Raw genomic sequence first — 25809 nt, forward strand, 5'->3', positions numbered from 1 at the left:
GGACGACCCGCTCTCGTTCCAGGGTGCCCCCGCATCATTGACGGTCGACCGCCGCTCCCTGCCCGCGCTTCGAAAGGCCGCATCCAAAACCCGAGCGGCCTCCTCCGGGCTCAAGAAGATCTCGTCATGGGCGGCGATCCTGTTCGCGCCGACGCTGGTCGGGACGATCTACGGGATGAACTTCGTGCACATGCCGGAGTTGCACTGGGTGTTCGGATACCCCTTCGCGATCGTGCTGATGGGGGTTGTCTGCGCCAGTCTGTACATCATCTTCAAGCGGCGGGACTGGCTCTGAGCAGTCGGTTCGGTCCGCGTCGGGGCGGGCCGGGCCGAGGTCGTGGGCGCGGTGCGCCTGCCGCGTGCCGTGTTCACTCTTCGAAGCGGTAGCCCATGCCGGGCTCGGTGATGAGATGGCGGGGGTGGGCGGGATCCGTTTCCAGTTTTCGCCTCAGCTGGGCCATGTAGACCCGCAGGTAGTTGGTCTTGGTGCTCCGGGCGGCGCCCCAGACCTCCTGCAGCAGCTGCCTCTGGGAGACCAGCCGTCCCGGGTTGGTGACCAGGATCTCCAGCAGCTGCCACTCGGTTGGCGTGAGCCGGACGTCGCCCCCGTCCCTGTGCACCTTCTTGGCCAGCAGGTCGATGGTGAGGTCACCCGTCTCGACGAGCGACGTGCCGGGGTCGAGCAGTGCCTCCTCGGTGCGGCGGACGGCGGCCCGCAGCCGGGCGAGCAGCTCGTCCATGCTGAACGGCTTGGTGATGTAGTCGTCGGCGCCCGCGTCGAGGGCGGCGACCTTCTCGTCGGACGCCTGCCGGGCGGACAGCACCAGGATCGGGACGCGGGTCCAGCCGCGCAGCCCCGTGATGACGTCGACGCCGTCCATGTCGGGCAGCCCGAGGTCGAGCATCACCACGTCGGGCCGGCGGGCGGCCGCGAGGCGGAGCGCGGTGGCGCCGTCGGGGGCCGCGTCGACTCCGTACCCGCGTGCCCGGAGATTGATGACGAGGGCCCGTACGAGCTGCGGGTCGTCCTCCACCACCAGCACCCTTGCCATGGGCGGCGCCTTCCTGTCGTACGCGGCGGGAGTCGGCGGCACCGGTGGCCGTCACCGGCCGCCGGCTCCCGCTCGGGTCGGGTCACGCCCTCAGCTCCTGGCCGCGAGTTCCTTGAGCGCGATGTTGAGTTCGAGGACGTCGACGCGGGGTTCGCCGATGAAGCCGAGGGTGCGGCCGTCGGTGTGGGCGTCGACGAGCTTCTGGACCTGGGCGACGGTCAGTCCGTTGCGCTCGGCGACGCGGTGGACCTGGAGGTCGGCGTAGGCCGGGGAGATGTCCGGGTCGAGGCCGGAGCCGGAGGAGGTGACGGCGTCGGCGGGGACCTGGGAGGGGCTGACCCGGTAGCCGGCCGTCGAGTTGTCCTTGACGACGGCCGCCTTGGCCTCCTCCACCGACCTGACGAGGTTCTTGTTGTCGGCGGAGAGGTTGGTGGCGCCGGAAAGCAGCAGCTTGTACCGGGTGTTGACCGAGTTCTCGCCGAGCCCGTTCGCGGGGCGCGGCTGGAAGTAGTCCAGGCTGTAGCCCTGTTGCCCGATGAGGGCGGAGCCGACGACCTTGCCGTCCGCCCTGACCTCCGAGCCGTTCGCCTTGTCGTGGAACAGGGCCTGGGCGACGCCGGTGACGGCCAGCGGGTAGATGACGCCCGTCACCAGGGTCAGCACGAGCAGGGCTCGCAGGCCCGCCCCCAGCAACCGGGCGGTGTTCGATACCGAGTTGTTCATGGGGATCAGCCGATTCCGGGGATGAGGGAGATGACCAGGTCGACGAGCTTGATGCCGACGAAGGGGGCGATCAGGCCGCCGAGGCCGTAGATCGTGAGGTTGCGGCGCAGCATCCGGTCCGCGCTGACCGGCCGGTACTGCACGCCCTTCAGGGACAGCGGGACCAGCGCGATGATGATCAGCGCGTTGAAGATCACCGCGGAGAGGATCGCGGAGTCGGGCGAGGACAACCCCATGATGTTGAGCTTGTCCAGGCCCGGGTGGACGGCCGCGAACAGCGCCGGGATGATCGCGAAGTACTTCGCGACGTCGTTGGCGATGGAGAACGTCGTCAACGCGCCCCGGGTGATGAGGAGTTGCTTGCCGATCTCGACGATCTCGATGAGCTTGGTCGGGTTGGAGTCGAGGTCGACCATGTTGCCGGCCTCCTTGGCGGCCGACGTGCCCGTGTTCATCGCGACACCGACGTCCGCCTGGGCCAGCGCGGGCGCGTCGTTGGTGCCGTCACCGGTCATCGCGACGAGCTTGCCGCCCGCCTGCTCCCGCTTGATGAGGGCCATCTTGTCCTCGGGGGTGGCCTCCGCGAGGAAGTCGTCGACACCGGCCTCCTCCGCGATGGCCTTGGCGGTCAGCGGGTTGTCGCCCGTGATCATGACGGTCCTGATGCCCATGCGGCGCAGCTCGTCGAACCGCTCCCGCATGCCGTCCTTGACCACGTCCTTGAGGTGGATGACACCCAGCGCCCGTGCGCCTTCGGTGTCCTCGACGGCCACGAGCAGCGGCGTGCCGCCCGCCTCGGAGATCCGGTCGGTGAGCGCGCCGGCGTCCTCGGACACCTCGCCGCCCCGCTCCCGGACCCAGGCGACGACCGACCCGGCCGCGCCCTTGCGGATCCTGCGCCCGCCGACGTCCACGCCCGACATCCGGGTCTGCGCGGTGAACGCGATCCACTCGGCACCGGCCAGCTCGCCCTGGTGGCGCTCGCGCAGTCCGTACCTCTCCTTCGCCAGGACGACGACGGAGCGGCCCTCGGGGGTCTCGTCGGCCAGCGACGACAGCTGGGCGGCGTCCGCGACCTCCGCCTCCGTGGTCCCGCTCACCGGCACGAACTCGGACGCCTGCCGGTTGCCGAGGGTGATCGTGCCCGTCTTGTCCAGCAGCAGGGTCGACACGTCACCGGCGGCCTCGACCGCCCGGCCGGACATGGCCAGCACGTTGCGCTGCACCAGCCGGTCCATGCCCGCGATGCCGATCGCGGAGAGAAGAGCGCCGATGGTGGTCGGGATCAGGCAGACCAGCAGCGCCACCAGCACGACCATCGTGAGGTGCGTGCCGGCGTAGTCGGCGAACGGCGGCAGGGTCGCCACCGCGAGCAGGAAGACGATCGTGAGCGAGGCGAGCAGGATGTTCAGCGCGATCTCGTTCGGCGTCTTCTGCCGGGCCGCGCCCTCGACCAGGGCGATCATCCGGTCGATGAAGGTCTCCCCCGGCTTCGTCGTGATCTTGACGACGATGCGGTCGGAGAGGACCTTCGTGCCGCCGGTGACCGCGCTGCGGTCGCCGCCGGACTCCCGGATGACCGGTGCCGACTCTCCGGTGATCGCGGACTCGTCCACGCTCGCGACGCCCTCGACGACGTCACCGTCGCCGGGAATGACGTCGCCCGCCTCGCAGACCACCAGGTCGCCGATGCGGAGCCCGGTGCCGGGCACCTGTTCCTCGCGGTCCCCGACGAGCCGCCGGGCGACGGTGTCGGTCTTGGCCTTGCGCAGGGTGTCGGCCTGCGCCTTGCCGCGGCCCTCGGCGACCGCCTCCGCCAGGTTGGCGAAGACGACGGTCAGCCACAGCCAGACGCTGATGGTCCAGCCGAACCAGTCGCCCGGGTCCTTGAAGGAGAACACGGTGGTCAGCACCGAGCCGATCCACACCACGAACATCACCGGGGACTTGACCATCACCCGCGGGTCGAGCTTGCGGAACGCGTCCGGCAGCGACTTGAGCAGCTGCTTCGGGTCGAACAGACCCGCGCCGACCCGGCTCTCCCTGTGACCGGTCGGGACGTCCTGGTGGGGTGCCCGGGTGGGAGTGGCTGTGGACATGGTGTCCTCGTGCTTCGTTACGTCGGTCGTCATGACGCCAGCCCTTCGGCGAGCGGGCCCAGCGCGAGAGCCGGGAAGTACGTCAGGCCGGTGATGATCAGGATCGCGCCCACCAGCAGGCCGGTGAACAGCGGCTTCTCGGTGCGCAGGGTGCCCGCGGTCGCCGGTACCGGCTTCTGCTCGGCGAGCGAGCCGGCCAGCGCCAGCACGAACACCATCGGCAGGAAACGGCCCAGCACCATGGCCAGCCCCAGCGTGCTGTTGAACCACTGGGTGTCCGCGTTCAGACCCGCGAACGCCGAGCCGTTGTTGTTCGACGCGGACGTATAGGCGTACAGGATCTCGGAGAAGCCGTGCGCGCCGGAATTCGTCATCGAGTGGCCCGGCGTGGGCAGGGCCATCGCGGCGGCGGTGAAGACCAGGACCAGCGCCGGGGTGATCAGGATGTAGCAGGCGGCGAGCTTGATCTCACGGGTGCCGATCTTCTTGCCCAGGTACTCCGGCGTACGGCCCACCATCAGGCCGGCGATGAACACCGCGATGACCGCCATGATCAGCATGCCGTAGAGGCCGGATCCGGTGCCGCCGGGCGCGATCTCGCCCAGCATCATGCCGAGCATGGCGATCCCGCCGCCGAGACCGGTGAAGGAGGAGTGGAAGGAATCGACCGCGCCGGTCGAGGTGAGTGTGGTGGACACCGCGAAGATCGACGACGAGCCGACGCCGAAACGGACCTCCTTGCCCTCCATCGCACCACCCGCGAGCTGGAGCGCCGGCCCGTGGTGGGCGAACTCGGTCCACATCATCAACGCGGTGAACCCGACCCAGATGGAGGCCATCGTCGCGAGAAGGGCGTAGCCCTGCTTCACGCTCCCGACCATCACACCGAACGTCCGGGTCAGCGCGAACGGGATGACCAGCAGCAGGAAGATCTCGAAGAGGTTGGTGAAAGGCGTCGGGTTCTCGAACGGGTGGGCGGAGTTGGCGTTGAAGTAGCCGCCGCCGTTGGTGCCCAGCTCCTTGATGGCCTCCTGCGAGGCGACCGCGCCGCCGTTCCACTGCTGCGAGCCGCCCATGAACTGCCCGACCTCGTGGATGCCTGAGAAGTTCTGGATCGCGCCGCAGGCGACCAGGACGATCGCGGCGAGGAAGGCGCCCGGCAGCAGGATGCGGGTCACCCCGCGGACCATGTCCGCCCAGAAGTTGCCGAGTTCACCGGTCCGGGACCGGGCGAAGCCCCGTACCAGCGCCACCGCCACCGCGATGCCGACGGCCGCGGAGACGAAGTTCTGCACGGCGAGACCGGCGGTCTGCACGACGTGGCCCATGGCCTGCTCGCCGTAGTACGACTGCCAGTTGGTGTTCGTGACGAAGGACACGGCCGTGTTGAACGCCTGGTCCGGGTCGATGGCCCTGAAGCCGAGCGAGCCGGGCAGGACGCCCTGCAGCCGCTGAAGCAGATAGAGGAAGAGGACCGACACGGCCGAGAAGGCGAGCACACCGCGCAGATACGCCGGCCAGCGCATCTCGGTGTCGGGGTCGGCACCGATGCCGCGGTAGATCCACCTCTCCACACGCCAGTGCCGGTCGGAGGAGTAGACCCCGGCCATGTAGGTGCCGAGGGGGACGTAGGCGAGCGCCAGCGCCGCCATGAGCGCGAGCAGCTGGAGCACACCGGCGAGTACGGGACCCATGCCGGTCTCAGAACCTCTCCGGGAAGATCAGGGCGAGGACGAGATAGCCCAGCAGGGCGACGGCCACGACCAGGCCGACGACGTTCTCGGCGGTCACAGCTTCGTCACCCCCTTGGCGGCGAAGGCCACCAGCGCGAACACCGCGATCGTGATGACGACGAAGGCCAGATCGGCCATCGCGAACTCCTAGGACTGGAAGAAGAGGAAGGATCGGAAGAGAAGCGGACAGTCAGAGGAAACCCGCACCCGGCCTGGATCGGCCGCCCGTTGACGACTCCCATACGGCAGGCCCCACACCCTTGACGGGACTCTTACGGCGAGCGCAGTCGCCGGCAACGGATCCCTGCGCGACCGCCGCGTACACGCGACCGGTGGGTGGCGGCTTCCGGCCCGCGACGTTCGCGGGCTCAGCGCCGCGCGGCCCGCGTGGCGGCCAGCAGCACCACGGCGAGGACCTGGACGGCGACGACCACCGTGATCAGCACGGGGATCGAGTAGCCGTACAGTCCGCCGGTCAGCGCGCCACCGGCCAGGCTCCCCACACCGACGACCCCGGCGAACAGGCCGTAGGCGGTCGCCCGCCGTCCACCGGGCACCAGGTCGGCGACCGTGGCGCGCAGGGTGGACTCCTGGATGCCCATGGCCGCGCCCCACACCAGGGACCCGGCCACCGCGATCGTGACCGTGTCGGTGAACGCCAGCACGGCGACGGCCGCCGTGAGCACGGGCAGCGCGATCAGTACACGGGTTCCGTGGCGGTCGTACAGCCAGCCGGTCGCCAGCGCGGCGAGGGCGTCGACCGCCATGGCCGCGGCGTAGAGCACCGGCACCCAGGCCGCTGCCACCAGATGCCGCTCGACGAGGTGGTACGACAGCACCCCGAAGGTGGCGAACCCGGTCGTGGTGACGGCGGTGAACGCCGCGTACGTCCAGAACGCGGCCGGCAGACGGCCGTCCCGCACCGGCTCGCCCCCGGCGGCGGCCACCGCCTCACGCTCGTACACCTCCGGGTCGGGCACCCGCGCCCGCAGCCACACCAGCAGGCCCAGCACCGCGACACCGGGGACGGCGAGCACGGCGAGTGCGGGGCCGTAGTCGCCGCCGGTGAGCACGAGCATGCCGGCCACGACCAGCGGCCCGACAAGCGCGCCGACCTGGTCCATCGCCTCGTGCACGGCGAAGCCGCGCCCCCGTCCGGTCGCCGCGGTGGCATGGGACAACAGGGTGTCCTTCGCCGGCGAGCGCACCGCCTTGCCCACCCGTTCGGCGATCACGAGCGCGCAGGCCGCCCACAGGACTCCCACGACGCCCAGCAGGGGCACGGAGATCACCGTCAGGGCGTATCCGGCCGTCGCCAGGCCCCAGAAGCGCCGGGTGCGGTCCGCGAGCGGGCCGGACACCAGTCGCAGCCCCAGTGCCGCCGCCTCGCCGGCGCCCGTCACCACACCCACCACCAGCGCCGACGCGCCCAGGGAGGCCAGCAGCGGGCCGGTGATCGAGCGGGCGCCCTCGTACACGAAGTCCGCGAGCAGGCTGACCGTGCCGAACCACACCACGAACCGCCACGGCCGCATCCCGGCCACCTCCTCCGGCGTCCTCGGCCGTCCGCAGCGTCTCGCACGGGAACGTCGAGCACGAAGCTCCCCACGATGTTGACGGTCGAGGTGGCCCCGGGGGAAGACCGTCGCGTCCACGAGCCGATGTTCCGTCCCCGTGCGGAACGCCCGTTCTTCCGCCCGTGACCGGTCCCTGCGTCGGCTGTGTCGCGCTCCTCGCGCTACCCCCGGCCCTCGGCGGGGGCCAGGACGATGTCGAAGCGGACCCGCCTCCAGGTGCCGTCGATGACGCGCCCGTCCGGTGTCGGCGTGCCGGCCGGCCGCTGCTCGAAGGTCTTGACCAGGGACTCCTTGACGCCGAAGACGGTGTCGGAGTCGAGCAGCTCGTCGCCCCTGACGAAGATGTGCGTCACCAGGGTCCGGCACCCCGGCGCCTCGACCAGGAAGTGGAGGTGCGAGGCCCGCATCGGCGAGCGGCCGGTCGCTTCCAGCATCTTCCCCACCGGGCCGTCGTACGGAATCGGGTAAGGCGTCGGCGTGACGCCCCAGAAGCGGTAGCTCCCGTCGGCGTCCGTGAACAGGTGCGCCCGCGCCGCCACCCGGTCGTCGTCGTACTGCACGTCGTAGAAGCCGTCCTCGTCCGCCTCCCAGACCTCGATCTTCGCCCCGGGGATCGGGGTGCCGTCGGCGTCCTGGACGGTCCCCTCGACCCAGCACGGCTCGCCGGCGGCCCCGAAGGACATGTCGCCGCCCGGCTCGATCCTCGGAGATCCCTCGACGAAGAACGGGCCGAAGACCGTGGCCTCGGTGGCATCGCCGCAGGCCTCGTTGTTGATCGCGATGGTCTGCATCGAGGCCCCGAGGGTGTCGGAGAGCAGGATGAACTCCTGACGCTTGTCGTCGGTGAGGTGTCCGACGGCGGTGAGGAACTCGATGCCCTTGCTCCACTCCTCCTCGGTGAGGCGGACCTCGCGCAGGAACCCGTGGAGGTGCTTGACGACCGCCTGCATCAGCTCCTTCAGGCGGGGGTCCCGGCAGGAGTCGAAGGAACGCCGTACCCGCGCGATCAGTTCTTCCTCGCGGGCCGTCTGCTCCGGGGAGACACCGTGGGTGGACGGGAGGGTCATGCGGGGTCACTTCCTTCCCAGGCTGCACGCAGCAGCGCGGTGAGGTTCTCCTCGGTCACGGGAGTGGGGTTGTCTGCCGGGACGGCGTCGAGGACGGGCGCCACCGCCCGGAGGATGCCGTCCTCGGGCATGCCGTAGTCGCGCAGCGCGCGCGGAGCGGCGAGCGCCTCGCGCAACGCCGCGAGCCCCTCCACCGCGGTCCGGCTCCCGAAGCCCTCGGCGATGCGCCGCTCGGCCTCGGGCGCGGCCGGGGCGTTGAAGGCGAGCACGTGCGGCAGCACCACCGCATGGGTCTGGGCGTGCGGCAGGTTGAACATCCCGCCCAGCACGTGACAGATCTTGTGGTGCATCCCCGAGCCGGCCGAGGCGAAGGCGACGGCGGCCAGGTAAGCGCCGTAGAGCGTCTGTTCGCGTCCTTCCAGCCCGGTCGGGTCGGCGGCCACGGCGGGCAGGCCGAGGGCCAGGCCCCGGACGCCCTCCTGCGCCAGGGCGCGGTCGATCGGGTCGGCGCGGGGACCCCACATGGCGTCGACGCAGTGGGCCAGGGCGTTGAGACCGCTGGCCACCGACATCTCCACCGGCAGGCCCAGCATCAGCGTGGCGTCGTAGACGACGGAGCGCGGCAGGACACGCGGGTCGACGCCGGTGGTCTTCACCTCGCCCTCGGTGAGACCCCAGACGTTCGTCGCCTCCGAACCGGCGTACGTGGTGGGGACCGCCACGATCGGCAGGCCGGTCGTCAGCGCCACCGCCTTGGCCAGGCCGGTCGTGGAGCCGCCGCCGACACACACCAGCGCGTCCACGGCACCCTCCGTCGCGGCCTTCCGGGCGCGGTCGGCGACATCGGCCGGAACGTGCATGACGACCTCGCCGTGGCGCACCGCGACCGGCAGGTCGGCGCCGACACGACCGGCGAGGGCCGCCTCCCCGGGCCCGGCGATGAGCATCACCCTCGTCGCCTTCAGCCCCGCCACTTCGGCCGCCACCGCGGCCGGCGCCCCACCGGGGGCGAAGACGACCCGTTGTGGCAGCGTCTCGTGGACGAACCGCATGGTCACACCTTTCCGAGGATCTGGGCGAGGGCGCCGCGAAGCGCCGCTTCGGGATCGCCGGCGAGGGTCGTGGAGCGCCAGGCGACGTGTTTGTCGGGCCGCACCAGGATCGCTCCGGACTCCTCGACCTCCCGGAGCCTGGCCCAGTCGTGGTAGAGGTCCGTCACCTCACGGCCCGGGCCGATCACCACGGTTTCGAGCGGGATCCCGAGGTCCTGCGCGACCTTCTCGGACGCGCCGGCCCAGTCCTCACCGGCGACGCCCGTGATCAGGGTCCAGCGGGTGTACGGCGTCAGGTCCATCATGGCGAGCTTGGTGGCGCTGTCGCCCACCCAGGCGTGCGGAACATGCGCCCCCGGGCTGGTCGACATGACGTGGTAGAGGTCCTCGTCCCTGCTCGGCGCGGGACGGGTGCCGTCGGAGACGACGGCGCTGGACTCGTAGAACTGGCCGAGCTCGACGCCGTGGGCGTTGAACTCGTAGTTCTTGGTCTCCATCGCCGTCACGAGGGCGGCCCGCTTGGCCGCGCCCTCGGGGGTGTTCGCCTTCCGCTCCTCGATCCGGGCCTGCATCTCGGCCTCGTCCTTCGCGTCGAGAAGGCCGAGGGCCCGGAAGATGTCGGCGAACTCGCGGCTGGACCTGTTGGCCCGCTTGACGATCCGCTCGGCCACGGGCGCCCGCTCCGCCGAGTACGTCTCCAGCAACGACGGGCCGGCCTGCCCGCGCAGCACGGCCGCGATCTTCCATGCCAGGTTGTAGGAGTCCTGGACGCTCGTGTTCGACCCCAGGCCGTTGCTCGGCGGGTGGCGGTGGATCGCGTCGCCCGCGCAGAACACACGGCCCTTCTGCAGGTGGGTGGCGTACATCTCGTTGTTGCCCCAGAGGCTGGTGCCGGTGATCTCCACCTCGAGATCCGGTATCCCCAGCAGCTGCCGCACGATGCGGACGGCCTCGGCCTCGTCGACCACCGGGGGCTCGGAGCCGATGTCGTAGCCCCACACGATGAGCCACTCGTTCCAGGGGCGGACCATCCGGACCAGGCCGGCGCCGATGCCGCCGACGTCGGCGCCCGGCTGGATCACCCAGTACAGGACGGAGGGCCGGTGTCCGACGTAGGACTCGATGTCGGCCTTGAACGTGATGTTCATCGAACCGGCGATGTCCATCGCGCCCTCGTAGGGCAGGCCGATGTCCTCGGCGACCCGCGACCGGGCGCCGTCCGCGCCGATCAGGTACTTCGCCCGGATGTCGTACTCCTGGCCGGTGAGCCGGTCGCGCACCCGGACCGTGACGCCCGTGTCGTCCTGGGTGTGCGCGAGGTACTCGGTGGAGAAGCGGGTGTGGGTCCCGCGTTCGGTGGCGTTCCGGACGAGGATCGGTTCGAGGTAGGTCTGCGGGATGTCGACGGTGAGGCAGGGGGACGCCAGCTGGTAGTCCGCCTCCCGGTCGGGTCTGGTGCCCCAGGTGTGGATGCGGCCGATCTCCTCGCCCGCGATGGAGGTGCAGAAGACGGTGTCACCGACGAGGTCGTGCCCGGTGGCGTCGGCCAGCACCTGGTCCTCGATCCCCATGTCGCGGAAGATCTCCATCGCCCGCTGGTTGGTGATGTGCGCCCGTGGGGTGTTCGCGGTCCACCGGTACTTGGTGATCACGATGTTGTCGATCCCCAGGGTCGACAGGAACAGCGCCGCCGAGGCGCCGGCCGGACCGGAGCCTACGATCAGTACATCGGTCTCCACCTGCGACGATGCCGGCAGTTCGGTCTCTCGCCGACCGTCGTTGAAGTCGGGCACGGGGGGCTCACCTTCTTCTCGCGGTGTCTCGCGGTCTCTCGCGGTGTTCTGAAGGCAGCGTGCCCCCGGCCCGGTGCCCACCACGCCCGATGGTGGGGAGGACGGCCGAAATCCGTATGACACGGCCGGTCCGGTTGCGCTCGGCGTCCGTTCAGTCGCGTTTCGCGGCCGTACGGCGCAACTCGCCGGCGGTGATGCCGAACCGGGCGTGGAAGGTCTGCGAGAAGTGCGGGGCCGAACTGAATCCGCAGCTGGTCGCCACCGCCGCCGTACTCGTCACCGCGGCGCCCGGTCCGGTCAGCAGGCCGTAGGCGAGCTCGAGCCGCCGTCCGAGCACGTAGCGCGGAAACGTCGTTCCCGTCTCCGCGAAGACACGGGTGAGCTGGCGGACACTGATGCCGACCGCGTCGGCCACCTCGGGCGCCGACAGGCGCGGATCGCGCAGTCTGTCCTCGATGCGGGCGCAGGCGAGCGCGCGGTGGACGATGTGCGGCCGGGTGGCGCCGTCGCTCACGAGCACGGACACGAGGTCCACGATCGTCCGCTCGTCGGGCCGCGCCGCGTCCTCGACACCGACGGCACGTCCGACGAGGCGGGCGAGCGCGCGACCGTAAGGGTTCCGCTCGCTCTTCCGGACGATGAGCGGTTCCTCAGGAGTGGGGCCGCGGACCACGCCCGCCAGCGCGCGGCGCTCGACCCGCACGGCCAGTTCGTCCAGTCCGTGGCCGAAGCCACGGACGAAGTGCCCGTCCGCGTCACAGACCAGAAGGTCGCCGGGACGGATGGTCTGCCGCCTGCCCGCCTGCTGGAACAGGGCGTCCCCGCGGAGGGAGACGTAGAGGGCGACGGAACCCGTGGGCTGCCGTTCGATGAGCTCGGCGGGGCGCTCGACCACATGGGCCGTGGTGCGCACGCGAGCCAGGTGAACCCGCCCGAGGGGAAGGTTGTCCTCTCGCGCCCGGAACTCCTCGCCCCTCGGCGTGCGGCACCGCAGAGCGATCAGGGCGGCGGCGTTGTGCGCCTCCCAGGCCCGCAGTCGTTCCGCCGACGGCACCTGTGCCGTCGAGAACGCGGCGGCTGTCCGAGCTGGGTGCATGGTGGTGAGGGTAGGACCGCGGGGTCGAGGAGTGAAACCCCCCGGGGGCGGCCGATGGACAACCGTGCGTGCGGTGACCGTGCCGCTCTAGAACATCCGGCGGACGACGTCGATCGTCCGGCTCAGGTGCGGCTCGGTCCGGCCGGACCGGTACGCGACGGCGAGGTCGACGGTGGCGGCCGGGCGGACCAGCGGCCGGTAGGCGACGCCCGCGAGGGCGAGCGCGGTCACCGGCTCGGGCACGACCGCGAGGCCGAGCCCGCCGGCCACCAGGGTGACCAGGGTGGAGGTCTCGCCGACCTCGTGCCGGATGTGCGGATCGATGCCGGCGTCCCGGAGCAGCCCGAGCACCACGCCGTACATCACCGAGCGCCGGTCGGCGGAGTGGACGATGAGATCGCTGCTTCCCAGGTCCGCCACCCGGACCTGTTTCCGCCGGGCGAGCGGGTGGTCGGCGGGCAGTGCGACCACCAGCCGGTCGCGCCGCAGCGGGGTGACCGTGAGGGACGGGTCGGCGACCGGCGGTCTCAGCAGGGCGATGTCGATCTCGCCCGTCCGCAGGGCCTCGACCTGGTCGGGCACGAGCAGCTCGCCGCGGAAGGCGAAGTCCACGCCGGGCAGTTCGGCCGCGAGGTGCCGGGACAGCGCCGGGAGCAGGCTGTAGGTCGCCGAGCCGACACAGCCGATCGCGAGGTGGCCGACCGCTCCGGCCGCGACCCGACGGGCCTCGTGGGCGGCGTCGTCCACGTCGGCGAGGATCGCGCGTGCCCGGGCGAGGTAGGCGCGGCCGGCGTCGGTGAGGTCTACCCGCCGCGTGGTGCGGTGCAGCAGCTCGGCCCCGAGATCGGCCTCGAGCTGACGGATCGCCTGGGAGAGCGGTGACTGCGCCATGTGGAGCCGGTCGGCGGCGCGGCCGAAGTGGCGCTCCTCGGCGACGGCGACGAAGTACCTGAGGTGACGCAGGTTCACGGTTGAGACTTTCCGCATCTCAATTTGGTCGGATATTGGTCCTTCACCGTATCAAGCCCGCCGCTTAGCGTGGTCGGCATGACAGCTTTCGTCTATACCGCCGCCCGCACGCCGTTCGGGCGTTTCAACGGCTCCCTCGCGGGTGTCCGCCCCGACGATCTCGCGGCGTCCGCGATCAGCGGCGTGCTCGCGAAGGCGCCGGGTCTCGACCCCGCCGCGATCGGGGAGATCGTGTGGGGCAACGCAAACCAGGCGGGCGAGGACAACCGGAACGTCGGCCGGATGGCCGCCCTGCTGGCCGGGGTCCCGGTCTCCGTGCCCGCCACGACGGTCAACCGGCTGTGCGGCTCGTCGCTGGACGCCGCCATCATCGGATCGCGGGCCATCGACGTGGGAGAAGCCGACGTCGTACTCGTCGGTGGGGTGGAGTCGATGACGCGGGCGCCGTGGGTGCTGCCCAAGCCGGACCGCGCGTTCCCCGCCGGCCATGTCACCGCGGTCTCCACCACGCTGGGGTGGCGGCTGGTGAACCCCCGGATGCCGGCCGAGTGGACGGTCTCGCTCGGCGAGTGCAACGAGCAGCTGCAGGAGCGGTTCGGCATCCCGCGGGAGCGGCAGGACGAGTTCGCGGTCCGCTCCCACCGGCTGGCCGCCGCGGCCTGGGACGAGGGGTTCTACGACGACCTGGTCGTGCCCGTCGACGGTGCCGGACTCGTCCGTGACGAGGGCGTCCGGGCCGACTCCACGGTGGAGAAGCTGGCCGCGCTGAAGCCGTCGTTCCGCGAGGGCGGCACGATCACCGCGGGCAACGCGTCGCCCCTCAACGACGGCGCGTCCGCCGTGCTGCTGGGCTCCGAGGCGGCGGCGGACGTCATCGGCCTGGCGCCGGTCGCCAGGATCGCCGGCCGGGGCGCCTGCGCGCTCGAGCCGCAGGCGTTCGGCTTCGCGCCGGTCGAGGCCGCCGAGCGTGCGCTCGCCCGGGCCGGCATCGGCTGGGACCAGGTGGGCGCGGTGGAGCTCAACGAGGCGTTCGCGGTGCAGTCCCTCGCCTGCGTGGACGCCTGGGGCGTCGATCCGGACATCGTGAACGTCAAGGGCGGCGCCATCGCGATCGGCCACCCGCTCGGCGCTTCCGGCGCCCGCATCCTCGGGACGCTCGCGAAGGTGCTGGCCGAACGCGGCGAACGGTACGGCGTGGCGGCGATCTGCATCGGCGTCGGGCAGGCGCTCGCCGTCGTGCTCGAGAACCTCCAGAACCTCCAGAACCTCGGGAATCTCAAGAACACGGAGGCCGGTCGATGAGCCGGGCCGAGGTGCTGGAGACCGTCGACGCGGCGGTGGCCGGGATCGAGGACGGCAGCACCGTCCTGGTGGGCGGCTTCGGTCTGGCCGGTATGCCCTTCGACCTCGTCGGCGGGCTCATCCGGCAGGGCGCGAAGGATCTGACGGTCGTCAGCAACAACGCCGGCAACGGGGAGGTCGGGCTCGCGGCGCTGCTCAAGGCCGGGCGGGTGCGGAAGGTGGTCTGCTCCTTCCCCCGGCAGAGCGACTCCTACGTCTTCGACGAGCTGTACCGGGCCGGCAAGGTCGAGCTGGAAGTCGTTCCGCAGGGCAACCTGGCCGAGCGGCTGCGCGCGGCCGGTGCGGGCATCGGAGCGTTCTACTGCCCGACCGCGGTGGGCACGCCGCTGGCCGAGGGCAAGGAGGTCCGCACCATCGACGGGCGCGACCACGTGCTGGAACACCCGATCAAGGGTGACGTCGCCCTCATCGGCGCCCACCGTGCCGACGAGATGGGCAACCTCGTCTACCGCAGGACCGCCCGCAACTTCGGCCCCGTCATGGCCACCGCGGCCGCCCTGACGATCGTCCAGGTCGCCGAGGTCGTGCCCGTCGGCTCCCTCGACCCCGAGGCCGTCGTGACACCGGGCATCTACGTCGACCGGATCGTGGCGGCCCAGCCCCGCCGGTACACCTCCCGAGGAGCCCGCTGATGGCACTCACCCCCGACGAGCTCGCCGCCGTCGTCGCCCGCGACATCCCGGCCGGTTCCTACGTCAACCTGGGCATCGGCCACCCGACCAAGGTCGCCGACCACCTGCCCGAGGGCTCCGGCATCGTCCTCCACACCGAGAACGGCATGCTCAACATGGGCCGGGCCGCCGTCGGCGACGAGATCGATCCGGACCTGACGAACGCCGGCAAGGTGCCGGTGACCGAGCTGCCGGGCGCGTCGTACTTCCATCACGCCGACTCCTTCGCGATGATGCGCGGCGGCCATCTCGACGTCTGTGTGCTCGGCGCCTACCAGGTCGCCTTCAACGGGGACCTGGCCAACTGGCACACCGGCCGCCCCGACGACATCCCGGCCGTCGGCGGTGCGATGGACCTGGCCATCGGCGCCAAGGACGTCTACGTGATGATGACGCTCTTCACCAAGAGCGGCGCCCCCAAGCTGGTGCCGGCCTGCACCTACCCGCTCACCGGGCGGGCCTGTGTGAGCCGGGTCTACACCGACCACGGGGTCTTCGACCTCGCGGGCGGCGAGGTGCGGATCCTGGAGACGTACGGCTCCACCGCCGAGGACCTGTCGGCCCGCCTCGGGCTCGAGCGTGTGACGTGACGTGACGGCGCGGGGGCGCGCCGTGTCCCGTGGTCACACCCCGGGCACATCTGCGCAGGAGTGTCACACAGGCTGCACACGCCCCTTCGGAAGCCTCGCTACCGTTGCTCGCGGCTCGCTCCCCCGTGCGAAATGAACACAGGAAGACCGCAGATGGACTACTGCTCCACATGCCGTCGGCATCTCAACGGCGCCCTGGTGTGCCCCGGTTGCGGCGCCTACGCCCCGGACATCGCTCCCCGCGCCGACGGGACGCCGGCGACGGGCGCAGCCGCGCGGCAAGCCCCGTCCCGCGGGTGGCACGACGCGGATCCCGGTGCCGGGGAACGGAGCGAGACACCGCAGGAGCAGCCGTACACCGGCCCGCACTCCTCCTCCCCCTCCCCCTCGTCGACGGGCCGGGCGGCACGTCGTCACCAGCGGGAACGCTGGAGGAAGACCCAGCGCAGGGCTCTGGTGGCCACCGCGGTCGCCCTGGTCGGCGGCGGTCTGACGGTCTCCTCGATGGACCGGCAGTCCACGGACCGGACGCAGGCGGCGTCCGCGCCCGACAGAGAGGTCATGGGTCTCGCGGAGGAGCAGGCCACCGAGCCCACTCCGGCCTCGTCGACGACGCCCGGGACGCACCGGTCCCGGAACACGTCGTCCGCCGCCCGCTCCGGCACGACGAACGCACCGCGCGAGCAGGCCGCCACCGCACCCCGGGCCACGCCGACGACCCGGGCGGTCCAGCGGGCCGGCGTCAGGACTCCGCTGACGAAGGCGACATCGGCCGCCGGGTCGCGGGCCGCCTCCACGGTGTCCGACGCCACGGACACCGCCACGCAGACGACGGCCTCGCCCACGCCCTCGGCCACCGCCGGCACCGGCACCGGCACCGGCACCTCGAGCGCGGACACCTCGTCGTCCGAGTCGTCGTCTCCATCGTCGTCCTCGTCTTCGTCGTCGTCCTCGTCGTCCTGCCTGCTCGGGCTGGTGTGCATCAGCGTGCCGTGAAACCGGTCGGGCGGCCCACGAGTTCTTCCGGCATGGGCGTACACGTCGTGTGACCGAACATGTTTGCGGCCCGAGCGAGGGGCAACGCGAAGTCCATGACTGAACCGAACACGGACACGAACGAAGGGCACGCCGCCAAGGCTGCGGCCGCGTCCAAGGCCCGGCGCACGGCGGACAAGGCGACCGCCCCCGCCGCACGGGCCGCAAAGGGTGCCGCGGACAAGACGGATGACGCCACGTCGGCGGCCAGGTCCGCGGCCGCGCGTTCCGCCGACACGGTCGACGAGGCCGCGCACGGCGCGGCCCGCGGCGTCGAGGCGGGCCGCCAGGCACTCGTCGCGACGACCGGCCAGGTCGCGGCCAAGGCCAGGGTGGCCACCGGGCAGGTGGCAGCCACGGCGAAGACCGCTTGGACGGTGATCGCCCACCGGAAGCTGATCGCCGCCGGTGTGGGCGCCGGGGTGACCGCGCTGACGGCCGCGTCGTACGCGGTCGGCCGCCGCTCCGGCCGCCACACCCACGGCCCGATCACCCGGCTCACCGGCGGCCGGATCTGACACCCCGTACGCGCGGTGGGCCGCGGTCCCTCACGGCCGGGCCCACCGCGCGGAGCCGGGGCGACGTCCGCGGCCGGGAACCGGACGCGGACGAGGCGGTCGCGCCGGCCGGCCGAACCTCCGGGAAATCGGTGGAACTTATCCGCAGGGCCGCTAGTTTCTACGGCGTTGTAGATCGCGATGGTGCATCGGGCCGCCGACGGGGCGGACCCCGCCGTCGACTCGACCGTATGGAGTGCTCATGGCCCTGTGGGACCGCTTCAAGGAGTCCGCGTCGCAGATGCAGACCCAGCTCGTGGCGAAGAAGAACGACCTCAAGAGCGGCGCCTTCCGCGACGCGAGCATGGCGATGTGCGCCCTGGTCGCCGCCGCCGACGGCACCGTCGACCCCTCCGAGCGGCAGCGCGTGGCACAGCTGATCTCCACCAACGAGGTGCTGCAGAACTTCGACGCCACGGATCTCCAGCGGCGCTTCGACGCCAACCTCGACAAGCTGACCGCCGACTTCGCCTTCGGCAAGGTGAGCGTGCTGCAGGAGGTGGCCAAGGCGAAGAAGAAGCCCGCCGAGGCCCGTGCCGTCATCCAGATCGGCATCGTCATCGGCGGCGCCGACGGGGACTTCGACAAGACCGAGCAGGCCGTCGTACGGGAGGCGTGCTTCACCCTCGACCTGCCGCCGCACGAGTTCGACCTCTGAGCGACGGCCGACGACGGCGACACCGGACGGTCACGGGGGAAGCACCGGGACGGGCGCCGGCGGCAGGGGCGCCGCGACCGCTCAGCCGTCCCGGCTCACCGCGGCGTCGAGGAGGGGGCCGAGTTCCCGGGCCGCGGTCGTCAGGGCACGGACGTCCCGTTCGGCCCGCGCGACGAGGAGCGCCCCCTCCAGGGTGCTGATCATGAGCGTGGCCAGCGGGTCGGCCCGTTCCCCGGGCACGCCCATGTCCGCGAGGGCTCGCGCCACCGGCCCGGTCCAGGTGGCGAACGCGGCGGCCGCGGCCCGGCGCGTGGACTCGGCGGACTCCGCGCAGTCCACCGTGGCGGCCGCCACCGGGCAGCCGCCCGCGAAGCCGGCCGTCTCGTACTCGTCCGTCCACTGACGCACCATCTGGGCGAACAGCCCGCCCGGCGTCGGCTCGTCCAGCGCGGCGAGGAAACGGGTGACCCGGCGGCCCGCGTACCGGCCCGCCCAGCCCACCGCCTCGTTGACCAGCTGTTCCTTGCCGCCGGGGAAGTAGTGCTGGAGCGACCCGCGCGGTGCGCCTGCGTGGGCGGCGACCTCGCGCATCCCGGTGGAGGCGACGCCGTCGCGCCGGATGAGCTGCGCCGCGCTGAAGACCATCCGCTCGCGCGGCCCGCGTTCCGACATCCCCGGTCTCCCCATCGTCGATCCTCTGGCGCCCCCTCCGCCCCGCCCATCCTATGACCGCCGTCATAGAGCTCGGCTACTATGACCGCTGTCATAGTCGGCCCGGGCGGTGGTGCATCGTGTACGTCGGTTTCGTCGGCCTGGGGATCATGGGGCAGCCCATGGCCCTCAACCTCGCCCGCGCCGGGACGCCTCTCGTCGTGTGGAACCGCACCCCCGCCCGGTGCGCACCCCTGCGCGACGCCGGAGCCGCAGTGGCGGCACGTGCCGCCGAGGTCTTCGAGAGGGCCGGGACCGTGATCCTCATGCTGGCGGACGAGGCCGCCGTCGACGCGGTGCTGGGGCGCGGCACCCCGGACTTCGCCGCGCGCGTCACCGGGCACACCGTCGTCCACATGGGCACGACCTCGCCCGGGTACTCGGCCGGCCTGCACGACGACATCCGGGCCGCGGGCGGGAGTTACGTCGAGGCCCCCGTCTCCGGATCCCGCGTACCGGCCGAGCAGGGCGAACTGGTGGGGATGCTGGCGGGCGACGACGACGCCGTGGCGGCCGTACGGCCCCTGCTCGCCCCGGTCTGCCGCGAGACGTTCGCGTGCGGCTCGGTCCCGGGCGCGCTGCTGATGAAGTTCTCGGTGAACCTGTTCCTGATCACGATGGTCACCGGCCTGACCGAGGCGTTCCACTTCGCCGGCCGGCACGGACTCGACCAGCGCCTGCTCCGGGACGTCCTGGACGCCGGCCCGATGGCCAGCGCCGTCTCCCGGGTGAAGGGATCCAAGCTGCCGGCCCGCGACTTCACCGTCCAGGCGGCGGCCGCGGACGTCCTCAAGAACAACCGGCTGATCGCACAGGCCGCCCGCGAGGCCGGCCTGGCCTCGCCGCTCCTGGACGTCTGTCACGCCCTCTACGGCGAAACCGTCGAGCAGGGCCACGGCGGCGAGGACATGGTGGCCGTGCTGCACGCGTTCGAGACCCGGACCGATGGTGGTGGGGAGGTGTAGGCGAGGCGTGCTTGGGCGGCGCCGGGGCGGATACACGTGCGGAATGGTGCGGACAGTGAAGCGGCATGGACGGCACGGCTCGGACGGCTCGGACGGCGAACACACCTCGGACGGCGAGCACAGCTCGGACGACCGCGGGACGGGGGCCGGGCGGGCTCCGGACGCCGGGCCGGACCCGCGGGTGGAGCGGCAGGCGCCGGACAGCCCGGCGGACCTGCCCAGGCGCTCCTGGGGGGCGGTGCTGAAAGGCACCGTGAAGGAGTTCAAGAAGGACGAGCTGGCCGACCGGGCCGCGGCTCTGACCTACTACTCGATCCTGGCCGTGTTCCCCGCGCTGCTCGCGCTGGTGTCGCTGCTGGGGGTCGTCGGCCGGTCGGCGACGCAGACGGTGCTGGACAACATCCGGAAACTCGCCCCGGGGCCCGCACAGGACATCCTGCGCAACACGGTGCGGGAGATGCAGGGCAGGGGCGGGGTCGGCTCCGTCATGGCGGTCGTGGGTCTGGTGCTCGCGGTGTGGTCGGCCTCCGGTTATGTCGCCGCGTTCATCCGCAGCGCCAACGCGGTCTACGACGTCCCCGAGGGCCGTCCGGTGTGGAAGGTGCTGCCGGTACGGCTCGGCGTCACCGTGGCGCTGATGGTGATGGCCGTGATCAGCGCGCTGATCGTGGTGTTCACCGGCGGCCTCGCCCGGCAGGCGGGCACGGCGCTCGGGGTCGGCGACGCGGGGCTGACGGCGTGGTCGATCGCGAAGTGGCCGGTGTTGGTGGTCCTGGTGACGATCATGATCGCCCTGCTGTACTGGGCGGCGCCGAACGCGAAGGTCCGCGGCTTCCGCTGGACCACCCTCGGCAGCTTCCTGGCTCTGCTGATCTGGATGGCCGCCTCGGCCGGGTTCGCGCTGTACGTGGCGAACTTCGGCTCGTACAACAAGACCTACGGCGCCCTCGCCGGCGTGATCATCTTCCTGGTGTGGCTGTGGATCACCAACCTGGCGATCCTGCTCGGCCTGGAGTTCGACGCCGAGCTGGCCCGCCAGCGCGCCGTCGCCGGCGGCCACCCGGCCGACGAGGAGCCGTACGTCCAGCCGCGCGACACCCGGGCCTGGGACGAGGAGGACCACCGCCGCCTCGGCGCCTGAGGATCACCGCCCGCCCTCCCGGCGCCCGCGCCAGGGCGGCGTCGCGAAGACCGGCCGGGACAGCCCCTGTCCGGGGTCGGGTGCCGTCCCGGCCGGTCTCCGCGCGGCTACTCGGCCCCGGAAGCGGTGGCGCGGGTGCGGACGACGGCGAACGCCGCCGCGGCCAGGCCGAGCACGCCCACGATCAGCCCGGCGATGCCGAGCCCGCGGGCGGTCGAGTCGCTGTCGTCCGCGGCCGCCGTCGCGGCCTCGGCCGGGTCGTCGCCGCTCTTGGCGGTGGCGGCCGTGGTGTCGGAGTCCTCGGAGTCCTCGGAGTCTCCGGAGTCCGCGGAGTCCGCGGCGCCCTTGGCAGTCAGCTTGACGACGGGCGCCGGGTCCTCCGGCTCGTCGTCGCCGGCGGCGGCCTCCTCGATCCAGCGGACGGTCTTGCCGTCGGAATACGTCTGCAGCGTCTTGAAGGTCAGCTGGTCGGTGTCCTCGGGCAGCTGACCGAAGGCGACGTCGAAGTCCTCGTACTGGCCGGCGCCGATCTTCCCGCCGGTCCAGGTGATCTCGGAGACCGCCTCGGTGATGGTGCCGTCGTCGGTCTTGACGGGCGTCTTGAGCTTGGTGGTCGTCACCTTCGCGGTCCAGCCGTCGCGGGGTGAGACCAGCACGCCGAGGAGGGGATGATCGGTCGGCAGGAACACCTGGACCTTGGTGGTGTCGGCCGTGTCCTCCTCGTTGGGGACGCGGAAGGACAGCAGGCCGTCCGTGGCGCCCTTGGCGTAGCTGTCGGGGTGCACGGTGACATGCGCGGAAGCGGCGCCGGCCGCGGCGAGGACTCCGGCGGCGGCGAGGGCGAGGACGGCGCCGGCCCGGCGCATGCTGGTGGTGCGAGTCGTGGACATGGGTGAGGTGCTCTCCGTACCGAGGAAGGGATGTCGGGGGTCAGTTCGCGTACGACATCCCCGTGGGCGGTCCCCGCCGGTGTACGGCGTACCGCAGTCGCAGCTGCCACGGCGGCCGTCCCGAACCGGCGGACCGGCGTACGGGCCGCGGCGCGACCGGCAGGCCGCGTGCGCCCCGCGTCACCTGCCACCAGGCGGCGAGCCCCGGTACGAACATGACCGCCCACCGCGACAGCGACCACAGCGCGGCCTCGCCGCGCCGCAGCCACCAGGTCAGCGCCAGGGCCGCCGCGACATGGGCGGCCGTGGCGTGCGGGGTCAGCGCGTGGACGGAGGAAGGGGCCATCCCCATGCCGTCCATGACCGTCGCGGAGTGCGGCCGGGCCGCGGCGAACACGAAGTGCAGACAGCCCTGGGCGGCGAACGTGCCGACCCCTATTCCGGCCAGCGACCGTTCCCGCCCGCCGAGCAGACAGCCCGCCAGGAAGACCGGCAGGCCCCCCGCGACCTGCACCCACACCGGCGGCGCCATGCCCGTGGCCAGCACGTGTCCACCGGCGGCGAGCAGGACGCACAGCACGGCGAACACCGCCGCGCGCAGGCTCCGCACGGCCAGGGACACACTCACGCCGCCCGATGCTGCCACGCGGCGCGCGGATCTCCCCCGCTGCCCCCGCATGAGCGCCATGGCCCGCGTCCCTCCCGGCTGGTTCTGCCTCCTCCTTACGAGTCGGACGCGGGCGGTGTTCAGTTCCCGGCCGCGGCGGAGTTTCTTCGCCGCGGCCGTCAGCCGTTGTCCGCCGACGCCTTTTCGATCGCCTCGCGGATACGGGAGTACGTCCCGCAGCGGCACACGTTCTCGATGCGGTCGATGTCGGCGTCGGTGGGCCGGGCGGTCCGCTTCAGCAGGGCTGCCGCGGCCATGATCTGGCCCGGCTGGCAGAACCCGCACTGCGCCACGTCGCAGTCGAGCCAGGCCCGCTGCACGGGATGCAGCCGGTCGCCGTCGGCCAGGCCCTCGATGGTGGTGACCTCCCGGCCCGCGCAGTCCTCGACCGGCACGACACAGGGCTGGATCTCCCCGCCGTCGAGATGGCTGGTGCAGGCGCGGCAGACGCCCACCCCGCAGCCGTACTTGGGGCCGGTGACGTGCAGCAGGTCGCGCAGCACCCACAGCAGCGGCATGTCGGCGGGCGCCTCCACGGTGACCGGTTTCCCGTTGAGGACGAAGGAGTAGGACGGCATCGGTACCTTCCAGGACGCGGGCGGGATCAGAAGTTCAGGGGGAAGCGGCGGGGCGCCGTACCCGTGGCCCGGGCGTACGCGTTGGCGACGGCGCCCGCCGCGGCCGGCACCCCGAGTTCGCCCGCGCCGCCCGGCTCGGCGCGCGAGGGCATGATGTGCGCCTCGAACCGGAGGGGGGCGTTTCGCTGACGGGCGTAGTGGAAGTCGGCGTAACTGCTCTCGCGGACGGCGCCCTTGTCGATGTGCAGGCCGGCGGTCAGGACGGTGGAGATGCCGTCGATCGCGGTGCCCATGAGCTGGGCCTCGAGGCCGCGCGGGTTGACGGCAGTGCCGACGTCGGCGGCCATCACCACCTTGGTCACCCGGGGGTTCTTCGGGTCGGTGGCGTCGATCTCGGCGAGGCAGGCCACGCGGGAGCCGTACTCCTCGTGGACGGCGACGCCCTGTGCGTGGCCGGCGGGCAGGACGCGGCCCCAGTGCCCGGCGGCCGCGGCCTTGTCGAGGACGGCTTTGACGGCCTTGTCGCGCAGTGTCGTGCGGCGGAACGCGACCGGGTCCCGGCCGAGGGCCCTCGCCACCTCGTCGACGAGGATCTCCTCTGCGGTGCGCATCGTCCCGGAGTCCACCGACCGCCAGGCGCCGAGCGGTATCGCCAGTTCGACGGAGCCCGAATCCCCGGAGATCCGGCCGAAGTTGTACAGGCCGCTGTCGCTGGGCAGTGGTCCGGCGGCAGCGGCGAAGGACGCCCGGCGTACGGCTCCCGCGTCTTCGTACGCCTCGCTGACCGAGGCCATGGAGTGGGTGAAGGCCACCACGCGGCCGCCTGCGTGGCTGGCGCGGACGCGGTGGTGGGTGGCGGGGCGCATCCGGCCGTGCCGGATGTCGTCGGCGCGGCTCCACATCAGTTTGACCGGCAGCTTTGCCGCCTTCGAGATGAGGGCGGCCTCGAGGGCGGCGTCGGAGTCGAGTCGCCGGCCGAAGGAGCCGCCGCCCCGCATGACATGGACCTTCACCTTGGACGCGGGCAGCCCGACCGCCGAGGCGATGGCGTCGCGGGCGTCCATGGGGGTCTGGGAGGAGAACCAGATCTCGGCCCGCGTCGACCGGACGTCGGCGACCGCGGTCAGCACCTCCATAGGGGCGTGGCTGACGAAGGCGAACTCGAACTCGCCCGTCACCTGCGCCGATCCGCTCGGCGGGGTACCGAGAGGGGGTACGGCGGCCCGCAGCCGGCGGCGGATCGCCACGTCGGACAGCGCGACGAGGGGGCCCGGCGACCAGGTGATCTTCAGGGCGTCCCGGGCCCGGAAGCCGTGGTGGAAGGTGTCCGCGACGACGGCGACCCCGCCGGCGATCCGCACGACGGCGTGCACGCCCGGCAGCGCCCGCGCGGCGCTGTCGTCGACGGACACCGCCTTGCCGCCGAGCGTCGGAGGCCGGGCCACCACGGTCGGCTTCGCCCCGGCCTCCGTGAGGTCCCCGGCGTACCGCGCTCTGCCCGTGACGATGTCCAGGGCGTCGATGCGGGAGGTGGGGCGCCCGATCACCCGGTGCCGGGCGGGCGGCTTGGGCTTGGCCGACACGGCGGGCCGGCGGATCGTCGCGGCGCTCGCGGTCAGCGACCCGAAGGTGGCCGAGCGTCCGTCCGGCGCGAACACCTTCGTGTCCCTGGTGTGCAGGGAGCGGGCGGGCAGGTGCCAGCGGCGGGCCGCGGCGGTCACCAGTCTGGCGCGCGCGGTGGCGGCCAGCAGGCGGGCCGGGCCGTACAGCGAGCGGACCGAACTGGAGCCACCGGTGTACTGGTTGCCGCGGGTGCGGGCGTCGGCCAGGGGGATGTCGACGTCGGCGAGGCGGGCGTCCAGCTCCTCGGCGATCATCATGGCGACCGCGGTGGTGACGCCCTGGCCGACCTCGACCCGCGGCAGCCGGACGACGACCTTGTTGGCCTCGGTGACCTCGAGGACCAGCATCTCCTCGTCGGTGCCGGTCACCAGGACGTCGGAGCCGCGGCGGGCGGGCTCGGCGCCCTGCGCGGGCGAGGAGTCGCAGGCGAGGGGGGCCGCGACGGTCAGGGTGGACGCCGCGAGCGAGTAGACCATGAATCTTCGGCGGGACAGCTGACGGGCCAACGGGCGCTCCTCTTCGGATCCGTGGGGTTCTCGTCCCGTAGGAGGGCCCGCCGCCCCGCGAGGTTGCCTGGGCCGCGCCGGCAGCCGCACGGCCGCCGGACGACCACCGGGCGGTAGACCGGTCGGGAGGCCGGACAGCCGGCGGGCGGAGGACGCGGGCGATCGCGCCGCCGGTCCACCTTGCCGGCCCCCTCTACCATGGCGGCATGAGCCGAGGGACCGAGCACGTGGCCGGGATGAGCGTGTACGACCCGACGTGCGTCTCACGCGAGGTGCTGGAGCACGCCACGGGCCGCTGGGGCGGCCTGACCCTCGCCGCGCTCACCGACGGCCCGCTGCGGTTCGCCGAGGTCCGCCGCCAGGTGGCCGGGGTCTCCGACCGGATGCTGTGGCAGACCCTCCAGCGGCTGGAGGACGACGGCCTGGTGGCCCGCACCCCGCATCCGACGGTCGCCCGCCGGGTGGACTACGAACTGACCGCTCTCGGCCGGCCCATCGCCGAGCGCATCTGCGACCTGATCGACGCGATCTACGAGCAACTCCCGGGCATCGTCGCCCACCAGCGCGCGACCGCGCCCCCGGACGCCTCCGCTCCGGACACCGCCGCGCCATGACGGCCCCGCATGCGGGTCACGGCTTTCTCCTGTCCGACCCGGCGCGTCGATGGCCACGATGAACGGCAGGAGCCAGGCAC

General features: G+C 72.2%; 25 protein-coding genes and 1 pseudogene. 10 read left to right on the forward strand and 16 right to left on the reverse strand.

Going from position 1 to position 25809, the window contains the following annotated elements; genetic code table 11:
* Window positions 1-109 precede the first annotated feature (109 nt).
* A pseudogene (locus ABT057_RS10390) lies at window positions 110-295 on the forward strand (CorA family divalent cation transporter); the annotation flags it as partial.
* 73 nt (window positions 296-368) lie between these two features.
* On the opposite strand, the gene ABT057_RS10395 reads toward ABT057_RS10390, so the two are convergent.
* The 11 genes from ABT057_RS10395 to ABT057_RS10445 all read right to left on the reverse strand — a co-directional run bounded on the left by ABT057_RS10395 (window position 369) and on the right by ABT057_RS10445 (window position 13161).
* Complete coding sequence (locus ABT057_RS10395) at window positions 369-1052, reverse strand: response regulator (RefSeq protein ID WP_352342075.1); 684 nt, start codon at window positions 1050-1052, stop codon at window positions 369-371.
* A 90-nt stretch (window positions 1053-1142) separates the two neighbouring features.
* Window positions 1143-1775: a potassium-transporting ATPase subunit C gene (locus tag ABT057_RS10400; protein WP_352342076.1), complete on the reverse strand. Its 633-nt coding sequence runs from the start codon at window positions 1773-1775 to the stop codon at window positions 1143-1145.
* A gap of 5 nt (window positions 1776-1780) precedes the next feature.
* Window positions 1781-3874 (reverse strand): potassium-transporting ATPase subunit KdpB, encoded by a 2094-nt coding sequence (gene kdpB, locus ABT057_RS10405; RefSeq protein WP_502973850.1) that lies wholly within the window; start codon window positions 3872-3874, stop codon window positions 1781-1783.
* A 29-nt stretch (window positions 3875-3903) separates the two neighbouring features.
* Window positions 3904-5568 carry a potassium-transporting ATPase subunit KdpA gene (gene kdpA, locus ABT057_RS10410; RefSeq protein WP_352342079.1) on the reverse strand — a complete coding sequence of 555 codons (1665 nt, stop codon included), beginning with the start codon at window positions 5566-5568 and terminating at the stop codon, window positions 3904-3906.
* Between the two features lie 7 nt (window positions 5569-5575).
* Window positions 5576-5665, reverse strand: coding sequence for a K(+)-transporting ATPase subunit F (gene kdpF, locus ABT057_RS10415; RefSeq protein WP_009326374.1), 90 nt, complete (start codon window positions 5663-5665; stop codon window positions 5576-5578).
* A 310-nt stretch (window positions 5666-5975) separates the two neighbouring features.
* The gene (locus tag ABT057_RS10420) at window positions 5976-7142 is read right to left on the reverse strand and encodes an MFS transporter (protein WP_352342080.1); all 1167 of its coding nucleotides are present in this window, start codon (window positions 7140-7142) and stop codon (window positions 5976-5978) included.
* A 203-nt stretch (window positions 7143-7345) separates the two neighbouring features.
* The gene (locus ABT057_RS10425) at window positions 7346-8251 is read right to left on the reverse strand and encodes a hydroxyquinol 1,2-dioxygenase (protein WP_352342082.1); all 906 of its coding nucleotides are present in this window, start codon (window positions 8249-8251) and stop codon (window positions 7346-7348) included.
* A complete protein-coding gene (locus ABT057_RS10430; protein WP_352342083.1) occupies window positions 8248-9303 on the reverse strand; it encodes a maleylacetate reductase in 1056 nt (351 codons plus the stop codon). Before ABT057_RS10430 ends, ABT057_RS10425 begins: the two co-directional genes overlap by 4 nt.
* A gap of 2 nt (window positions 9304-9305) precedes the next feature.
* The gene (locus tag ABT057_RS10435; protein WP_352342084.1) at window positions 9306-11096 is read right to left on the reverse strand and encodes an FAD-dependent oxidoreductase; all 1791 of its coding nucleotides are present in this window, start codon (window positions 11094-11096) and stop codon (window positions 9306-9308) included.
* A gap of 151 nt (window positions 11097-11247) precedes the next feature.
* Window positions 11248-12192, reverse strand: coding sequence for a helix-turn-helix domain-containing protein (locus ABT057_RS10440; protein ID WP_352342085.1), 945 nt, complete (start codon window positions 12190-12192; stop codon window positions 11248-11250).
* Window positions 12193-12279: 87 nt separating this feature from the next.
* Window positions 12280-13161, reverse strand: coding sequence for a LysR substrate-binding domain-containing protein (locus tag ABT057_RS10445; RefSeq protein WP_352342086.1), 882 nt, complete (start codon window positions 13159-13161; stop codon window positions 12280-12282).
* Window positions 13162-13239: 78 nt separating this feature from the next.
* Here ABT057_RS10445 and ABT057_RS10450 point away from each other — a divergent pair, with 78 nt between their 5' ends.
* From ABT057_RS10450 to ABT057_RS10475, 6 genes are all read left to right on the forward strand, one after another.
* Window positions 13240-14463 (forward strand): thiolase family protein, encoded by a 1224-nt coding sequence (locus ABT057_RS10450; RefSeq protein ID WP_352342087.1) that lies wholly within the window; start codon window positions 13240-13242, stop codon window positions 14461-14463.
* Window positions 14460-15155, forward strand: a complete 696-nt coding sequence (locus ABT057_RS10455; RefSeq protein ID WP_352342088.1) for a 3-oxoacid CoA-transferase subunit A — start codon at window positions 14460-14462, stop codon at window positions 15153-15155. The genes ABT057_RS10450 and ABT057_RS10455 overlap by 4 nt, the downstream gene beginning before the upstream one ends.
* Window positions 15155-15784, forward strand: coding sequence for a 3-oxoacid CoA-transferase subunit B (locus ABT057_RS10460; protein WP_352342090.1), 630 nt, complete (start codon window positions 15155-15157; stop codon window positions 15782-15784). The genes ABT057_RS10455 and ABT057_RS10460 overlap by 1 nt, the downstream gene beginning before the upstream one ends.
* A 153-nt stretch (window positions 15785-15937) precedes the next feature.
* Complete coding sequence (locus tag ABT057_RS49155; RefSeq protein ID WP_502973845.1) at window positions 15938-16780, forward strand: SCO2400 family protein; 843 nt, start codon at window positions 15938-15940, stop codon at window positions 16778-16780.
* A 59-nt stretch (window positions 16781-16839) separates the two neighbouring features.
* Entirely contained in the window at window positions 16840-17337 is a 498-nt protein-coding gene (locus ABT057_RS10470; protein WP_352342093.1) for a hypothetical protein, read from the forward strand.
* Between the two features lie 241 nt (window positions 17338-17578).
* Entirely contained in the window at window positions 17579-18034 is a 456-nt protein-coding gene (locus ABT057_RS10475; RefSeq protein WP_352342094.1) for a tellurite resistance TerB family protein, read from the forward strand.
* Window positions 18035-18115: 81 nt separating this feature from the next.
* On the opposite strand, the gene ABT057_RS10480 is transcribed toward ABT057_RS10475, so the two are convergent.
* Window positions 18116-18706 carry a TetR/AcrR family transcriptional regulator gene (locus ABT057_RS10480; protein ID WP_352342096.1) on the reverse strand — a complete coding sequence of 197 codons (591 nt, stop codon included), beginning with the start codon at window positions 18704-18706 and terminating at the stop codon, window positions 18116-18118.
* A 119-nt stretch (window positions 18707-18825) separates the two neighbouring features.
* On the opposite strand from ABT057_RS10480, the gene ABT057_RS10485 reads away from it, so the two are divergent.
* Both ABT057_RS10485 and ABT057_RS10490 read left to right on the forward strand, forming a co-directional pair.
* Window positions 18826-19710, forward strand: a complete 885-nt coding sequence (locus ABT057_RS10485; protein WP_352342097.1) for an NAD(P)-dependent oxidoreductase — start codon at window positions 18826-18828, stop codon at window positions 19708-19710.
* Window positions 19711-19753: 43 nt separating this feature from the next.
* Window positions 19754-20851: a YihY/virulence factor BrkB family protein gene (locus tag ABT057_RS10490; RefSeq protein WP_352342098.1), complete on the forward strand. Its 1098-nt coding sequence runs from the start codon at window positions 19754-19756 to the stop codon at window positions 20849-20851.
* Window positions 20852-20958: 107 nt separating this feature from the next.
* On the opposite strand, the gene ABT057_RS10495 is transcribed toward ABT057_RS10490, so the two are convergent.
* The 4 genes from ABT057_RS10495 to ABT057_RS10510 form a co-directional block, all read right to left on the reverse strand.
* Entirely contained in the window at window positions 20959-21741 is a 783-nt protein-coding gene (locus ABT057_RS10495) for a YcnI family protein (protein ID WP_352342099.1), read from the reverse strand.
* Between the two features lie 40 nt (window positions 21742-21781).
* The gene (locus ABT057_RS10500) at window positions 21782-22369 is read right to left on the reverse strand and encodes a hypothetical protein (RefSeq protein WP_352342101.1); all 588 of its coding nucleotides are present in this window, start codon (window positions 22367-22369) and stop codon (window positions 21782-21784) included.
* Between the two features lie 158 nt (window positions 22370-22527).
* Window positions 22528-22986, reverse strand: coding sequence for a (2Fe-2S)-binding protein (locus ABT057_RS10505; protein WP_352342102.1), 459 nt, complete (start codon window positions 22984-22986; stop codon window positions 22528-22530).
* Between the two features lie 26 nt (window positions 22987-23012).
* Window positions 23013-25085, reverse strand: a complete 2073-nt coding sequence (locus tag ABT057_RS10510; RefSeq protein ID WP_352342168.1) for a xanthine dehydrogenase family protein molybdopterin-binding subunit — start codon at window positions 25083-25085, stop codon at window positions 23013-23015.
* A gap of 236 nt (window positions 25086-25321) precedes the next feature.
* On the opposite strand from ABT057_RS10510, the gene ABT057_RS10515 reads away from it, so the two are divergent.
* Window positions 25322-25729, forward strand: coding sequence for a winged helix-turn-helix transcriptional regulator (locus tag ABT057_RS10515; RefSeq protein WP_352342104.1), 408 nt, complete (start codon window positions 25322-25324; stop codon window positions 25727-25729).
* Window positions 25730-25809 lie beyond the last annotated feature (80 nt).

The sequence above is a fragment of the Streptomyces sp. NPDC002588 genome, assembly GCF_040295925.1.
Lineage (GTDB): Bacteria > Actinomycetota > Actinomycetes > Streptomycetales > Streptomycetaceae > Streptomyces.

Bases quoted from the DNA above. Each gene is read 5' to 3' on its own strand.
- ABT057_RS49155 (WP_502973845.1), top strand. From the start codon at position 15,938: ATGGACTACTGCTCCACATGCCGTCGGCATCTCAACGGCGCCCTGGTG.
- kdpA (WP_352342079.1), bottom strand. From the start codon at position 5,568: ATGGGTCCCGTACTCGCCGGTGTGCTCCAGCTGCTCGCGCTCATGGCG.
- kdpB (WP_502973850.1), bottom strand. From the start codon at position 3,874: ATGTCCACAGCCACTCCCACCCGGGCACCCCACCAGGACGTCCCGACC.
- ABT057_RS10460 (WP_352342090.1), top strand. From the start codon at position 15,155: ATGGCACTCACCCCCGACGAGCTCGCCGCCGTCGTCGCCCGCGACATC.
- ABT057_RS10400 (WP_352342076.1), bottom strand. From the start codon at position 1,775: ATGAACAACTCGGTATCGAACACCGCCCGGTTGCTGGGGGCGGGCCTG.
- ABT057_RS10475 (WP_352342094.1), top strand. From the start codon at position 17,579: ATGGCCCTGTGGGACCGCTTCAAGGAGTCCGCGTCGCAGATGCAGACC.
- ABT057_RS10440 (WP_352342085.1), bottom strand. From the start codon at position 12,192: ATGCACCCAGCTCGGACAGCCGCCGCGTTCTCGACGGCACAGGTGCCG.
- ABT057_RS10420 (WP_352342080.1), bottom strand. From the start codon at position 7,142: ATGCGGCCGTGGCGGTTCGTGGTGTGGTTCGGCACGGTCAGCCTGCTC.
- ABT057_RS10470 (WP_352342093.1), top strand. From the start codon at position 16,840: ATGTTTGCGGCCCGAGCGAGGGGCAACGCGAAGTCCATGACTGAACCG.
- ABT057_RS10455 (WP_352342088.1), top strand. From the start codon at position 14,460: ATGAGCCGGGCCGAGGTGCTGGAGACCGTCGACGCGGCGGTGGCCGGG.
- ABT057_RS10490 (WP_352342098.1), top strand. From the start codon at position 19,754: ATGGTGCGGACAGTGAAGCGGCATGGACGGCACGGCTCGGACGGCTCG.
- ABT057_RS10505 (WP_352342102.1), bottom strand. From the start codon at position 22,986: ATGCCGTCCTACTCCTTCGTCCTCAACGGGAAACCGGTCACCGTGGAG.
- ABT057_RS10425 (WP_352342082.1), bottom strand. From the start codon at position 8,251: ATGACCCTCCCGTCCACCCACGGTGTCTCCCCGGAGCAGACGGCCCGC.
- ABT057_RS10450 (WP_352342087.1), top strand. From the start codon at position 13,240: ATGACAGCTTTCGTCTATACCGCCGCCCGCACGCCGTTCGGGCGTTTC.
- ABT057_RS10510 (WP_352342168.1), bottom strand. From the start codon at position 25,085: ATGGTCTACTCGCTCGCGGCGTCCACCCTGACCGTCGCGGCCCCCCTC.
- ABT057_RS10515 (WP_352342104.1), top strand. From the start codon at position 25,322: ATGAGCCGAGGGACCGAGCACGTGGCCGGGATGAGCGTGTACGACCCG.
- ABT057_RS10430 (WP_352342083.1), bottom strand. From the start codon at position 9,303: ATGCGGTTCGTCCACGAGACGCTGCCACAACGGGTCGTCTTCGCCCCC.
- ABT057_RS10395 (WP_352342075.1), bottom strand. From the start codon at position 1,052: ATGGCAAGGGTGCTGGTGGTGGAGGACGACCCGCAGCTCGTACGGGCC.
- ABT057_RS10480 (WP_352342096.1), bottom strand. From the start codon at position 18,706: ATGTCGGAACGCGGGCCGCGCGAGCGGATGGTCTTCAGCGCGGCGCAG.
- ABT057_RS10495 (WP_352342099.1), bottom strand. From the start codon at position 21,741: ATGTCCACGACTCGCACCACCAGCATGCGCCGGGCCGGCGCCGTCCTC.